This window comes from Mesorhizobium sp. KR9-304 (assembly GCF_040049215.1).
Lineage (GTDB): Bacteria > Pseudomonadota > Alphaproteobacteria > Rhizobiales > Rhizobiaceae > Mesorhizobium_K.
In genome coordinates this window covers 1,905,940-1,920,183 of sequence record NZ_JBDZDN010000001.1, presented here as the reverse complement: position 1 = coordinate 1,920,183, position 14,244 = coordinate 1,905,940, and the positions used below count along the sequence as shown (strand labels likewise).

Here is a 14,244-nt window from a genome sequence, read left to right as displayed (position 1 = left end):
CTTTTGCTCTTTCGCTCCCGCTCGCAAATCCCTAAGTGTTCACAGGTCCTCCCGGACGCTGCGGGCAGATCGCCGCCAACGAGACGCAGAGCCAGAAAGGCCACGTTCCGATCCGATGACCATTCATCCCAAGTCGAATGAGCCGCCCCGCGGACCGCTCGTGCTGTCGGGCCGCGACGTGACCGCCGTGCTCGGGCCCACCAATACCGGCAAGACGCATCTCGCCATCGAGCGCATGGTCGCGCATGAGAGCGGCGTGATCGGACTGCCGCTCAGGCTGCTGGCGCGCGAGGTTTACGGCCGTGTTTGCGAAAAGGTCGGCGCACACAAGGTTGCGCTGATCACAGGCGAGGAAAAGATCGTCCCGCCCGGCGCGCGCTATTCGGTCTGTACGGTCGAGGCGATGCCGCGCGAGACCGACGCCGCCTTCGTCGCCATCGACGAGGTGCAACTGGCCGGCGATTTCGAGCGCGGACACATCTTCACCGACCGGCTGCTGCATCTGCGCGGGCGGCAGGAGACGCTGCTGCTCGGCGCCGCCACAATACGCGGCATCCTGGAAAGGCTGCTGAAAGGCATTTCGGTGGTGACGCGGCCGCGCCTCTCCCATTTGGCTTATGCCGGTCAGAAGAAGCTCACCCGGCTGCCCAGCCGCTCGGCGATCGTCGCCTTTTCGGCCGACGAGGTCTACGCCATCGCCGAACTGGTCCGCCGCCAGCGCGGCGGCGCCGCCGTCGTGCTCGGCGCGCTCTCGCCGCGCACCCGAAACGCACAGGTCGCGCTCTACCAGTCGGGCGACGTCGACTATCTCGTCGCCACCGACGCGATCGGCATGGGGCTCAACCTCGACCTCGACCACGTGGCCTTCGCGCAGAACCGCAAGTTCGACGGCTATCAGTACCGCAATCTCTCCGCCGCCGAACTCGGCCAGATCGCCGGCCGCGCGGGACGTCATCTGCGCGACGGCACCTTCGGCGTGACCGGCCAGGTCGATCCGCTCGACGACGAACTCGTCAAGAAGATCGAGACGCACGACTTCGATCCGGTGAAGGTGCTGCAATGGCGCACGGTCGGCTTCGACTTCTCGAGCCTCGAAGCGCTCAAGCGCTCGATCGAGACGTCGGCGCCCGTCGAAGGGCTGACGCGGGCGCTGCCTGCGGTGGACCAGCAGGCGCTCGAACATCTGTCGCTGGATCCTGTCATCCGCGACCTCGCCGTCGGACGCGAGCGGGTCGCGCTCCTGTGGGAGGCATGCGCCCTGCCCGACTACCGCAAGATCGCACCGGCCCAGCATGCCGACCTGATCGCCTCCATGTATGACGACCTCGCCCGCAAGGGCCATGTCGACGAGGCCTACATGGCCGAACAGGTGCGCCGCGCCGATTCAGCCGAAGGCGACATCGACGCGCTGTCGCAGCGCATCGCGCAGATCAGGACATGGACCTTCGTGTCCAACCGGCCGGGCTGGCTTGCCGATCCGACACACTGGCAGGAAAAGACGCGCGAAATCGAGGACAGATTGTCGGATGCGCTGCATGAGCGGTTGACGAAACGCTTTGTAGATCGCAGGACTTCCGTCCTTGTGCGGCGCCTCCGGGAAAATACGATGCTTGAAGCGGAAATCAGCCCAACCGGGACGGTGGTGGTCGAAGGCCACCATGTCGGTGAACTGCAGGGCTTCCGCTTCACCGCGGATCAGAGCGCCAATGGCGAGGACGGCAAGGCGATAAGGGCGGCTGCCCAGAAGGCGCTCGCGACCGAGTTCGAGACGCGCGCCGATCGTTTCTCGGCTTCCGCCAATGGCGACATCGCGCTCGGCTCCGACGGCGTCCTGCGCTGGATCGGCGCGCCGATCGGCACGCTCGCCGCGGGCGAGGATCCACTCCGCCCCCGCACGATCCTGCTCGCAGACGAACAGCTCACGGGACCTTCCCGCGACAAGGTCGCCGCCCGCGCCGAGCGCTTCGTCAATTTCCAGATCGAGAGCCTTCTGAAGCCCCTGATCGATCTCAGGGACGCCGACCAGATCGCCGGCATCGGCCGTGGCATTGCCTTCCGGCTCGTCGAGGAATTCGGACTGATCAACCGGCGCGACATCGCCGACGACGTGAAATCGCTCGACCAGGCGGGCAGGGCGGCTCTGCGCCGGCTGGGCGTCCGCTTCGGCGCCTACCACATCTTTGTTCCGGCGCTGGTGAAGCCTGGCCCGGCCGGCTTGATCACGCTGCTCTGGGCATTGAAGAACGACGGCAAGGACAAGCCCGGTTTCGGCGATGTCGTCCATGCGCTCGCCTCGGGCCGCACCTCGGTCGTCATCGACCCGGCCTTCGACGGCGTCTTCTACAAGCTCGCGGGATTCCGTGCGCTCGGCCGGCGCGCCGTCCGCGTCGACATTCTGGAGCGGCTTGCCGACCTCATCCGTCCGGCTCTGTCCTGGAAGACGGGCCTCGGCGCGCGGCCCGACGGAGCCTATGACGGGCAGGCCTTCATGGTGACCGCGCCCATGATGTCGATCCTCGGCGCCAACGCCGACGACATGGAGGAAATCCTGAAGGGTCTCGGCTACCGTGCCGAACCGAAGCCGGCCGCCGACGTGAAGGCGAGGCTCGAAGCGCTCGACCAGGCCGCGCGCGAGGCGGCTGCCAAGGCCGAAGCCGAAAAGGCGGAGGCGGCAGAGCGAGCCGCTGCCGAGGCCCAGGCGGCAACGTCCTCGGAAACCGGAGCCGCCGCCGAACAGGCCGAAGCGACCGCCTCCGCCGAGCAGGCCGGAGTCCCCGCAGAAACTCCCATTTCGGTGACCGAGGAAGCAAGCGCGCAGCCGGATTCGGCTCCGCTCGAAGCGGCGACCTGGACGCCGGACATCGAAGAAGCGCCGGCCGTCGAGGCTGGCTCCCCTCTTGCAGGGAAGGCGCTGGAGGACGTTGCTTCGGAAGCGCGCGACGCGGTCTCCACCCAGGATCCCACAACGATTGGCCTCGAGTCCGTCGAGGAAACCACCCCATCCAGCCAGGCGGGCATCTCTCCCCTCGTCGAGGGTGACACCGCGCCCATCGGCGCGCAGGCTGCCGAGCCAACCGCTGCAGTCGACGCCGATGCAGCTCCCGCCGAAGAGCCAAAACCCATCCTTCTCTGGCGTCCGGCGCGCTTCGACCGTCAGGGCGGCCCGCGCCGCCACGACCAGCGCCCGCGTCATGGCCGCGGCCCGGCTGCGGCCGGCGCGGAGACGGGCGAGCGCCCGGCCCATCGGCAGCGTCAGGACGGCCGCCCCCCGTTCCAGGGCCGCCCCGAAGGGGCCGCGGCGGAGGGCGCCGGCAAGCCCAAATTCAACCGCGACCGCTACAAGGGTCCGCCCAAGCCGCAAGGCGAGGGCGCACGCCAGGATTTCCGCAAGGGCAAGCCGCAGGATGGACGCAGGTCCGAAGGGCGCGGCCCGAACGGCGAGCGTGGCGCGAAGCCGGCGTTCCAGTCACGGCCGCGCGAAGAGCGTCCGGTAGCGGTCGATCCGCTATCGCCATTCGCAAAGCTCGCAGCATTGCGCGATCAACTCCAACCCAAGAAGTAGCCGATGGCGGAGGGCCGCCAGCGCATCGACAAGTGGCTTTTCTTTGCGCGGGTGGTGAAATCGCGCTCGCTCGCCGCCAAGCTGGCGGCCGCCGGACGCGTCCGCATCAATCGCGACAAGGCGTCGCAGGCAGCCGACGTGGTCAAGCCCGGCGACGTTCTCACCATCACGCTCGACCGCCGCATCGTGATCTACAAGGTACTGGACCCGGGCATGCGGCGCGGACCGGCGGAAGAGGCAAGGACGCTCTACGAAGACCTGTCGCCCGCCCCGGTCCCGAAGGGGGAGGCTCCCGCCGACGCCATTCCTCCGCTGCGCGAAGCCGGCAGCGGCCGCCCGACAAAGCGGGAGCGACGCGAGACCGATCGGCTGCGTGGCAAGGACTGAGCGGTGTGTCAGGCAGGCCGCGCGGAAACCTGTTCCCAGTCGGGGCCGCCGCGCGCAACCCGCAACCTTGCAACCCCGCTGCAAACGGTCTAACTCACCCCGAAACACTTAGAAATGCGGGAAAAATCCCGGAGCCGCCGATGACCTATGTGGTGACTGACAATTGCATCAAATGCAAATACATGGACTGCATCGAGGTGTGTCCGGTCGACTGCTTCTATGAAGGCGAGAACATGCTCGTCATCCACCCTGACGAGTGCATAGACTGCGGCGTCTGCGAACCGGAATGCCCCGCCGATGCGATCAAGCCGGATACTGAATCCGGCCTTGAAAAGTGGCTCGAGATCAATACGGAATATGCCGTGAAATGGCCCAACATCACGGCCAAGAAGGAACCCCCGGCAGACGCCAAGGAATTCGACGGCGTCGAGGGCAAGTTCGAGAAATTCTTCTCGGCGGAGCCCGGCGACGGCGATTGATGACCCTACGGAAGCTGGCCCCGTGGCCTGGCTTGCCGCCATATGACGTTAACCAGTCCGCGCCGGAAATGGCGGCGGACTCGTTCGCGTATGCAGCAAATTGTTGATTCTTGCGACTTTTTGTGCTAGCTGTACCGGATATGCCGGTGGCAAAACGTCAATCAAGGCGCGAAAGCCCTAATCATTGAAAGGTGCAAACTGACTTCGGACCAGGGTGATCTGGGCCAGGCGGATGTTTTATTGCGTCATGCCGGCTTGGACTGTTCCGTTGGGTTTCACCTGTTTTGCACTGGCATGGGTTCGGCCTTCCGGGCCGCCTTAGCAGGTTTGCCGGCTACCCGGCCGGCGCCATAACAAGGAGTTCAGGGCGTAATGGCAACCACCACCCAGCAGAAGAAGTCCGCGACGCGTCACGGCTTCAAGACCGGCGAATACATCGTCTATCCGGCGCACGGCGTTGGGCAGATCGTATCGATCGACGAGCAGGAAGTGGCGGGACACAAGCTTGAACTCTTCGTGATCGATTTCCAGAAGGACAAGATGCGCCTGAAGGTTCCGGTGGCCAAGGCGACCTCGATCGGCATGCGCAAGCTGTCCGAGGAGGATTATGTCGAGCGCGCGCTGAAGGTCGTACAGGGCCGCGCCCGCGTGAAGCGCACCATGTGGTCGCGCCGCGCGCAGGAGTATGATGCAAAGATCAATTCCGGCGACCTGATCTCTATCTCCGAGGTGGTGCGCGATCTCTTCCGCGCCGACAATCAGCCGGAGCAGTCCTATTCCGAGCGCCAGCTTTACGAAGCCGCGCTCGACCGCATGGCGCGCGAGATCGCGGCCGTCAACCGCATGTCGGAGACTGAAGCGGTGCGCCTGATCGAGGTGAACCTCGCCAAGGGTCCGAAGCGCGGCGCCAAGGCCGACAACGAGGAAGCCGAGCAGGAAGAGGCGGCCTGATCGCCGTTTTCCCGTCAGCGGAATCTACCGGAAAACAAAATGGCCGCGTCCCAAGGGACGCGGCCATTTTCTTTGCCGAGGGAGACGACCGTGCGCGGCGCACCTTCCTCACAAAAGCAAAAAAGGCCCCGGAAACGGAGCCTCTTTCATTTCTCGGGGAGCGCCCGCCCAAGCAGGCGGAGGTTACATCGTCAGGCCGGCGTAGCGGTTCTTGAACTTCGACAGGCGGCCGCCACGGTCGAGCAGGTTCTGCTGGCCGCCGGTCCAGGCCGGATGCGTGTTCGGATCGATGTCGAGATTCAGCGTGTCGCCCGCGCTGCCGTAAGTCGAGCGCGTCTCGTAGCTGGTGCCGTCGGTCATCACGACCGTGATGGTGTGGTAGTCGGGGTGGATCTTGTCTTTCATCGGTCTCGTCCTTTGCGCGCGCCGTGTGGCCGTACGGCCTGCGTCGATGCGTCTCTTTTGAAAAACGTAGAGCCGCAGCTATTCAGGCAGCCGCGGCTTCTAAAACGGTCGGCGAGCCTATACATCAGCGGCAATTGAATCACAAGGCCGCGCCGGCCGCATTCCGCGGTTGACGTCTGGATCCGGGAAACGCGACGAAATGGCTTTGACGGCGGCATTCGCCGATGACCGCGCAAGTCCGCCCCTGCGGCCGTTGCGGCGCGTCCTGCCCTATGTGCTGCGCTACCCTCGCCTCATCGTCGCCGCCCTCATATCGCTGACGGTCGCCGCAACGACGACGCTCACGCTTCCGCTTGCCGTGCGCCGCCTCATCGATCACGGCTTCACCAATGCCGACACCGCTTTTGTTGCCAGCTATTTCTACATCCTAATCGCGGTCGCCGCCATTCTCGCACTGGCGTCCGCCTGCCGCTACTATTTCGTCATCACGCTCGGCGAGAGGGTCGTGGCCGATCTCAGGCGCGACGTCTTTTCCCATGTGACCACGCTGTCGCCCGCCTTCTTCGATGCCACCCTCTCCGGCGAGATCGTGTCCCGGCTCTCCGCCGATACCACCCAGATAAAGTCGGCTGTCGGCGCCACGGCCTCGGTGGCGCTGCGCAACGTCATCCTGGGGCTGGGCGCCGTCGGCATGATGATCGTTACGAGCCCGAAACTGTCCGCGCTGGTCATAGCGGCGATCCCGCTCGTCGTCCTGCCTCTGGTCGCTTTCGGCCGCGCAGTGCGCCGCAAGGCAAGGGCTGCGCAGGACACGCTGGCCGGCGCCACCGCTTATGCCAGCGAGCAGATTTCTTCGGTGCGTACGCTGCAGTCCTTCACCAATGAGGGACTGGTCACCGGCCGCTTCTCGCGCGCGGTCGAGGCAGCCTTCGACGCCGCCCGCGCCTCAATCCTGGCACGCGCAGCGCTCACCTTCTTCGCCATTTTCGCGATCTTCACGTCAGTCGTCATGGTGCTCTGGTTCGGCTCGCACGACGTTCTGACCGGCGTCATGTCGCCGGGCACGCTCGGCCAGTTCCTGATCTATTCGGTGTTCGCCGCCGGCGCGCTGGGCGCGCTGTCGGAGGTCTGGGGCGAGCTCTCGCAGGCCGCCGGGGCAGCGGAACGCCTGACGGAAATCCTTGCCGAACGACCGGATATCGGTCCGCCCGCCAATCCGAAACCCTTGCCGGCCGCGGGCAAGGGCGCGATCTTCTTCGACGACGTGACCTTCGCCTATCCCGCCCGCCCTGACCTGCCGGCGCTGCATGCCGTCACCTTCCAGGTCAGGCCCGGCGAAACCGTTGCAATTGTTGGCCCTTCGGGTGCCGGCAAGAGCACCGTCTTTTCGCTCATCCTGCGCTTCTACGACCCGGATTCGGGAAAGGTCGTCATCGACGGCGTCGACATAAGGGACGCCGATCCCGCGGCGCTGCGCGTCCGAATCGCCATCGTTCCGCAGGACGTCGCCATCTTTGCCGGCACCGCGCGGGACAATATCGCCTACGGCCGGCCGGGCGCTACCGACGCCGAGATCGAGCAGGCGGCGAAGGACGCGCTGGCCGACGAATTCATCGACAGGCTGGAAAAGGGCTTCGAAACCGAAGTCGGCGAACGCGGCGTTACGCTGTCGGGAGGCCAGCGCCAGCGCATCGCGATCGCCCGCGCCATATTGCGCGACGCGCCGATCCTGCTCCTCGACGAAGCGACTTCCGCGCTCGACGCCGGCAGCGAGACGCTGGTGCAGACCGCACTCGAAAGGCTGATGTTGGGCCGCACGACCATCGTCATCGCGCACCGCCTCGCAACCGTGCTTCGCGCCGACCGCATTCTGGTCATTGACGGCGGCCGCATCGTCGAGGAAGGCACGCATGAAAGCCTAGTCGCGAAGGGCGGACTCTATGCCGGTCTCGCCAAGCTGCAGTTCGAGACCGGAGCCAGCGCCTTCCGCGGCGCTGCGGAGTAGCCGCCGGTACGCTTGACGGCGGCAGGATGGGCGTACCCACCGTTACGGCTTGGCGCGATACCCCATGCGCTTCATCCAGTCCTTGCCGATGCCGCGGTCGCGCATGATCGACAGCGGATCCTGGTGGTCGAGGCGCGAGCAGAGCCGGTAGACTTCGAGCACCTCGGGCGAAAGCTCGCCGCGCTTGTAGAAATACATCGCCGCCGCATAGCGCGTGCGGCCGGACCATTGCTCACCGAGCGGCGTGTTGACCAGTTCCCACTGTTCTTTGAGTTCGTTGTCGGGGGCTTGGGCGTTGATTTCGCTCATTATCAGAAGTCCGCAGGCGGGTTCGCGGTACGCCGGTCGAGCTTGACGAACGGCCTCGGCACGATTTTCGCCCGCTTCATCAGCTTCTCGTATTTCAGTTCACGCATGGCGTAGATCTCGACCCAGAGATCGTCGGTAACCGTGTCGCCGAACGGCCGTTCCAGGCTTGCAATCGCCAGGTTTCGCTTCGCCAGGGGCGACCAGCCGGCCGCGCTGACCAGCCCGACTTCCTTCGTCTTGCGGTGATAGACGATGGCGTGGTCAGCGGGAACGTTGCCCTCGATCTCCAGCCCGACGAGGATATGGCGCAGCTTCCTGTTCTTGCGGGCCTCGGTGATAGCCTTGCGGCCGTTGAAATGGCCCTTGTCCGGATCGACCATGAAGCCGAGCCCGATCTCGTCCGGCAAACGCACCCGGTCAGCCCTAAGTGCATGTTCGGCCGTCGAAAAATCGGCATTGGCAACGATCAGCCCGGCTTCGAGGCGGGCACGGTTGAGCGCGGTGTAGCCGATGGCTCGGATGCCACGCGTCTGGCCGGCCTCCATCAGCCGGTCCCAGAGGCTGAGCGCCAGGCTCGCCGGCGCGAAGAGTTCGTAGCCGAGATCGCCCGTGAAGCCGGTGCGGGAGATCGTTACGGTTCCGTTCTGATGCGGAAAATCGAAGAGATCGAAGACCTTGAGGTGCTCGACGCCGGCAAAACCCGCCTCGCGCAGGATAGCGAAAGAGGTCGGCCCCTGCAGCGCCAGACCGGCAACCGCCTCGGTTTCCTCCGCAACCGACACGTCGAAACCGATCGCGCTGTCGAGCAGCCAGGGCAGGTGCCGCTCCTGGCAGCACAGGCGGAAGCGGTCTTCCGCCAACCGGAAAAGCGTACCGTCGTCAAGCACATGGCCTTCGTCGTCACACCAAGCGGTGTAGTGGACGCGGCCGGGTTTCAGCTTCGCAACATCGCGCAAGGTGACGCGGTTGAGGAACGCTTCGGAATCGGGGCCTTCGATGCGGTACTTGACCATCGGCGAGATGTCGAACAGCGCCGCCTGGCTGCGGATGGCGAAATACTCAAGCTCTTCATCCCAAAGGGAATTCGGCGCCCGGTAGCCGCCCCAGTCGTACCAGTCGTTACGCTTCATCAGCGCGTCGATGCGCGGCTGGAACGGCGTGTCGAGACGCAGCGTGCGGAAATGGCCGCGCGCGGCGATGCGGCCGGCGTAGGGGGAGCTCTTTTTCGTAGCCTTTCCCATGGCTTAGCCCTTCATCGCCAGGATGCGGCGCGCGGCGTTCAAGCCCGGGGCGCCGGACACGCCGCCGCCCGGGTGCGAGCCCGCGCCGCACAGGAATAGCCCGTCAATCGGTGTCGAATAGCCTTCGGCACCGAACACCGGGCGCGACATCAGCATCTGATCCGCCTGCAATTCTCCGTGGTGCCAATGGCCCCCGGCCATGCGGTAGCGCTGCTCGATGTCGAGCGGGGTGAGCAACTGGACATGGCGCGTGATCTTGCCGATCCCGGGCGCGTGCTTTTCCAGCAAAGCCATGATCGCCCTGAAGAATTCCGGCTTTCCGCGTTCCCAGCCCTGTCGCAGATTGTAGGGCGCATACTGGACGACCGCCGACAGGACGCAGGCGCCGTCGGGCGCGAGCGAAGGATCGGCCAGCGAGGGAAGCGTAACCTCGAGTACGGGTTCCGGCGAAAAGGCGCCGTATTTCGACGGATTGAAGGCGCGCTCGACATGGTCGGCGGAAGGCGCGATGACGAGCCTTCCGCGATGGCCCGCATCGTCGACCCCAGGGAACCTCGGCGGGCGGTCGAGCGCGAGATGCAGCTTCGCCGCATCGCCATGATTCCTGATGTTTTTCACCTTGCGCACGAAGCCGGTGTCGAGTTCGCGCGGTCCTACCATATGCAGGAAGGTCGTGGATGGATCGGCGGCCGACACGATGGTGCGCCCGGCAATTTCCTCGGCGTTTTCAAGGACTACGCCGGTTGCGCGCCCATTCTCGACCCGAATTTTGTTCACAACGGCGTCCGTGCGCACGTTTACGCCCGCTTTGGCGGCGGAAGCGGCGATCGAAGCGACGATTTCGCCCATTCCGCCTTTCGGCACGAGCTGCGCTCCAGGCTGTCCGCTGATCTCGCCTGCAAGACGGTAGTAGAGGCCGAGCAGCGAGGTCGGCGAGCGCGGTCCGAGATGGCTGCCGAGGACCGCGTCGAAGGCGACCAGACCCTTCAGCCGGTCGTCGGTCAGTTGTTCGTCGAGCAGGTCGGCGACGTTCATCAGGATGACGCGCAGGAAGTCGCGCATGTCCTCCTTGCCGAGCTTCTTCAATGCCAGCGCGGTCTGGCCGAGCGCGAAGGTTTCCGAAAGGGAGTTGCCGCCACTGAGATCGGGCGGCCGGCGCGACAGGAAAGGCTTCAGTATGCCGGCGTAGCGGAAAAGCTGCGCGCGCAAATCCTTCCAGGCGGCGGCTTCCGAAGCCGAAGCGCCGACGAGGCCTTCGCCATATGCGCCGGTAAGCGTCAGCGGGCCATCCTTAGCCGACAAAGAAATAGACGGGATCGGCTCCGGGAGCACGAAGCCCAGCCCATGCTTTTCCAGCTCGAGCGCTTTCACCACCTCCGGGTGGAGACGGTTGAGCAGATGGGCAACCGACGAGACGCGGAAGCCCGGCGCGAACTCCTCGGTGCGGGCAGCCCCGCCAATTTCGGAGGCGGCTTCGAGCACCAGCACCTTGCGGCCGGATTTTGCCAGAACGGTCGCGCAGACGAGCCCATTGTGGCCGCCGCCGATGACGACAACATCATATGACGTCATGGGCCGGGCTCATGTGTCGCGTGGGTTTCTTCAGGTCGCGCAGTATCTCGGCGGCCGCGTTGCGGCCGGGTGCGCCCATGACGCCGCCGCCCGGATGGGTGGAGGAGCCGCAGATATAGAGGCCGCCGACCGGCGAGCGGTATTGCACGTAGCCCGGCACCGGACGGTTGAAGAGCAGCTGGTCGAAGGTCAATTCGCCCTGGAAAATGTTGCCCTCGGTCAGGCCGACCTCGGCTTCCAGCTCGCGCGGCGTGCGTACCTCCATGTGGATGATGCGGTCGCGGAAGCCCGGCGAATAATCTGATATCTGCGAGACGACGGTTTCGGCGAAGGCGTCGCGGTCGGCGTCGGTCCAGTCGCGGCCCTCCACCTTGGGCGGGCAATACTGCACGAAACAGCTCATGAAGTGCTTGCCCGGCGGCGTCATGGTCGGGTCGAGCGTGGTCGGGATCATCATGTCGAGGAAGGGGTCGGCGGACCAGCGGCCGGCTTTCCAGTCGTCATAGGCGCGTTCCATGCGCTCGACCGAATCGGTGAAATGCATGTCGCCGCGCAGCGACGGCGCGTCCTTGGGCAGAGCCGGGAATTCGGGCATCGAATCCAGCGCGATGTTGACCTTGCCCGACGACCCCCTGATCTTGAAGTTTTTCACCCGCCGCAGGAAGATTTCCGGCAGTTCCTTCTCCTCGACGAGCTTCAGGAAGGTTCGCTTCACGTCGGCGTTCGAGACGACGAGTTTTGCCGAGATTTCCTCGCCGTTCGCCAGCACGACGCCGGTCGCCTTGCCGTCCTTGACGAGCACATGATCGACCTCGGCGCCGGTGCGGATCGTGCCGCCCGACGCCTCGAAGCTTGCCGACAGCGCCCTGGTGATCGCGCCCATGCCGCCGCGCGCATAACCCCATGCGCCGACCGAGCCGTCGACCTCGCCCATATAGTGGTGGAGGAGAACATAGGCGGTGCCTGGAGACATCGGCCCGAGCGCGGTGCCGATGATGCCGGAGATGGAAAAATTCGCCTTGATGACGTCGGTCTCGAAATATTCGTCGAGGAAGTCGGAGATCGACATCGTCCAGAAGCGCAGCGTCTGCGCCATCTCCCTTGGGCCGAGGTCCCAGAATTTCTTCGCCAGGAACATCAGCTCGCCGACGTCGCGCGGACGCAAGCTGGTCGGGTCGGGCGCGGTGCGCATCAAGAGCGGCTGGATGAAGCGGCATTGCCGCGTCACGTCGCGGGCATAGCGGTCGTAGGCTTCGGCGTCGCGCGCCGAGAACCGCGCGAACTCGCGGCGATGCGCGTGATGGTCGCGGTAGTTGGCGAGATAGTCGCCGTCGCGCGTGAAGACGGCGCCGCCCTCATAGGCGATGACCTGGAGCCCGAAGCGCGGCAGTTCGAGGTCGCGCATGATCTCGGGCCGGAACAGCGAGCAGACATAGGAGCAGTTGGAATAGAGGAAGCCCGGCGTGAGCTCGCGGCTGGTCGCCGCGCCGCCGACCCAGTCGTTCTTCTCGACAACGACGACGTCGAGCCCCGCCCGCTGCAGATAGCAGGCGTTGACCAGCCCGTTGTGGCCGCCGCCGATGACGATAGCGTCCCAGGTCTTCATATCTGCGTGATCCGCCTCAGTGCGCTCCAAATTTCACACGGCTAAGCGCGATTTGTCCAGCCATATTGAATGAATGTTCAACAAATATAGTTGCAATTTGCGCAAGCTGCGTTAGGCTTTGGTTGCTGGATTGGGCCAAGAAAGGCCAGGCATTTGGGAAGCGATCGATGATCGAAACGGCCGATGCCGCGCCCGAATATGACGACGACGCCATACGCTTCCTGGAAACGCTGTGGGGCGACGGCTACCTGTCGCCCGGCGGCCCGCAGGAAGTCGACCGCGTGCTTCAGGGCTTGTCGCTCCGAGGCAAGGCCGTCCTCGACATAGGCTGCGGCTCGGGCGGCATCACCCTGCACATGGTGGAGAAGCACGGCGCAGCCCATGCGACGGGCTTCGACGTCGAACTGCCCGTGGTCGAGGCAGCCAGGCGGCGCGCCGAAAAACGTGGCTTGTCGGACCGGGCCAGTTTCGTTCATACGCGGCCCGGACCCCTGCCCTTCGCCGACGGGACCTTCGACATGGTGTTCTCCAAGGACGCGCTGCTGCACGTGCCGGACAAGGACGCGCTGTTTGCCGAAATCTTCCGCGTGCTGAAGCCCGGCGGCGTCTTCGCGGCGTCGAACTGGATGATCTCGCATGACGGCGAGCCCTCTCCCGAGATGAAAGCCTACATCGCCGCGGAGGGGTTGTCTTTCGCCATGGCCTCGCCCGCCCGCTACGCCGAGGCGATGCGGCGCGCCGGCTTCCACGACGTCGTCACGCGCGACCGCAACCGGTGGTACCGCGAAGTCGCGCGCGGCGAGCTCGAACAGCTCAGGGGACCCTTGTACGAGAAGGTCGCGGCCGTAGTCGGCCCCGCCTATGTGGACAAGAACATCAAGACCTGGGAGGCCATGCAGAAGGTGCTTGACTCGGGCGAACACCGGCCCACTCATCTTCGCGGCTGGAAGCCGGCAGGGGGCCGGTAGACGAATGTGGAGCGCGGCAGGCACCATGAAAACGACGGCGCTCAAGGAGCGCGGCTCCGACAGCGAGAGACAATCCGAGCCGGAAAAACGCGGGCGCAAGGCGTCCAAGGAGACGCGCCGCCAGCAGCTCATCGAGGCGACGATCGATTCGCTGGCCAAGCGCGGCTACTCCGAGACGACGATGGCCGATGTCGCCGACGGCGCCGGGCTGTCGCGCGGCATCGTCAATTTCCATTTCGAGAGCAAGGAGAAGCTGCTCGTCGCCACGCTGCAATATATGGCCGACGAATATTCGCAGCATTGGCGCTCGGCGCTGCAGAAGGCCGGCGACGACCCTGCGCGCCAGCTCGGTGTTCTGGTCGCGGCCGACTTCGACCGCTCGATCTGCAACAAGAGGAAGCTCGCCGCCTGGTGCGCCTTCTGGGGCGAGGCGAAGTCCCGGCCGACCTACCAGGCGCTCTGCGGCGCGCGCGACGAAGCCTACCAGAACGTGTTCGTCGATCTCTGCCGCAAGCTGAAGGCCGACGGCGATTACGACTTCGAGCCCGTCGCGACCGCGCTGGCGCTGTCGGCCATGCTCGAAGGGCTTTGGCTGCGCCTGATGATGGGCACCGAGGACGTGACGCGGGAGGTCGCCTACCAGGCCGCCTGCGAATACCTCGCCTCCGCGTTTCCCCGGCATTATGCGCGCAACGGGACGAAGCTCGGGAAGACCGAATGACAACAAGAAGCCAGCGACTAGAAACCAGTGACAGGGGA

At 65.3% G+C, this 14,244-nt stretch carries 12 protein-coding genes; 7 read left to right on the top strand and 5 right to left on the bottom strand.

Annotation, left to right across the window (positions count from 1 at the left end):
* Positions 1-115 precede the first annotated feature (115 nt).
* From ABLE71_RS09180 to ABLE71_RS09165, 4 genes are all read left to right on the top strand, one after another.
* Complete coding sequence (locus ABLE71_RS09180; RefSeq protein ID WP_348783030.1) at positions 116-3,562, top strand: helicase-related protein; 3,447 nt, start codon at positions 116-118, stop codon at positions 3,560-3,562.
* Positions 3,563-3,565: 3 nt separating this feature from the next.
* The gene (locus ABLE71_RS09175) at positions 3,566-3,949 is read left to right on the top strand and encodes an RNA-binding S4 domain-containing protein (protein ID WP_348783029.1); all 384 of its coding nucleotides are present in this window, start codon (positions 3,566-3,568) and stop codon (positions 3,947-3,949) included.
* Between the two features lie 140 nt (positions 3,950-4,089).
* Positions 4,090-4,428, top strand: coding sequence for a ferredoxin FdxA (fdxA, locus tag ABLE71_RS09170; protein ID WP_348783028.1), 339 nt, complete (start codon positions 4,090-4,092; stop codon positions 4,426-4,428).
* 372 nt (positions 4,429-4,800) lie between these two features.
* Complete coding sequence (locus tag ABLE71_RS09165; protein ID WP_348783027.1) at positions 4,801-5,379, top strand: CarD family transcriptional regulator; 579 nt, start codon at positions 4,801-4,803, stop codon at positions 5,377-5,379.
* A 183-nt stretch (positions 5,380-5,562) separates the two neighbouring features.
* Here ABLE71_RS09165 and rpmE read toward each other — a convergent pair whose 3' ends face one another.
* A complete protein-coding gene (rpmE, locus tag ABLE71_RS09160; RefSeq protein WP_348783026.1) occupies positions 5,563-5,784 on the bottom strand; it encodes a 50S ribosomal protein L31 in 222 nt (73 codons plus the stop codon).
* Positions 5,785-5,983: 199 nt separating this feature from the next.
* Between rpmE and ABLE71_RS09155 the strand changes: the two genes are divergently transcribed.
* Entirely contained in the window at positions 5,984-7,789 is a 1,806-nt protein-coding gene (locus ABLE71_RS09155) for an ABC transporter transmembrane domain-containing protein (protein ID WP_348783025.1), read from the top strand.
* Between the two features lie 42 nt (positions 7,790-7,831).
* On the opposite strand, the gene ABLE71_RS09150 is transcribed toward ABLE71_RS09155, so the two are convergent.
* The 4 genes from ABLE71_RS09150 to ABLE71_RS09135 are packed head-to-tail and all read right to left on the bottom strand — an operon-like array spanning position 7,832 to position 12,517.
* Positions 7,832-8,098 carry a hypothetical protein gene (locus tag ABLE71_RS09150; protein ID WP_348783024.1) on the bottom strand — a complete coding sequence of 89 codons (267 nt, stop codon included), beginning with the start codon at positions 8,096-8,098 and terminating at the stop codon, positions 7,832-7,834.
* 2 nt (positions 8,099-8,100) lie between these two features.
* Positions 8,101-9,339 carry an aminomethyltransferase family protein gene (locus ABLE71_RS09145; protein WP_348783023.1) on the bottom strand — a complete coding sequence of 413 codons (1,239 nt, stop codon included), beginning with the start codon at positions 9,337-9,339 and terminating at the stop codon, positions 8,101-8,103.
* Positions 9,340-9,342: 3 nt separating this feature from the next.
* Positions 9,343-10,911, bottom strand: coding sequence for an NAD(P)/FAD-dependent oxidoreductase (locus tag ABLE71_RS09140; protein ID WP_348783022.1), 1,569 nt, complete (start codon positions 10,909-10,911; stop codon positions 9,343-9,345).
* On the bottom strand, positions 10,898-12,517 hold the full coding sequence (locus ABLE71_RS09135; RefSeq protein WP_348783021.1) for an NAD(P)/FAD-dependent oxidoreductase: 1,620 nt from the start codon (positions 12,515-12,517) through the stop codon (positions 10,898-10,900). Before ABLE71_RS09135 ends, ABLE71_RS09140 begins: the two co-directional genes overlap by 14 nt.
* Positions 12,518-12,684: 167 nt before the next feature.
* Between ABLE71_RS09135 and ABLE71_RS09130 the strand changes: the two genes are divergently transcribed.
* Together ABLE71_RS09130 and betI are read left to right on the top strand one after the other, a co-directional pair.
* Positions 12,685-13,485, top strand: a complete 801-nt coding sequence (locus ABLE71_RS09130) for a methyltransferase domain-containing protein (protein ID WP_348783020.1) — start codon at positions 12,685-12,687, stop codon at positions 13,483-13,485.
* Positions 13,486-13,510: 25 nt separating this feature from the next.
* Entirely contained in the window at positions 13,511-14,206 is a 696-nt protein-coding gene (gene betI, locus ABLE71_RS09125; protein WP_348783019.1) for a transcriptional regulator BetI, read from the top strand.
* Positions 14,207-14,244: the final 38 nt, after the last annotated feature.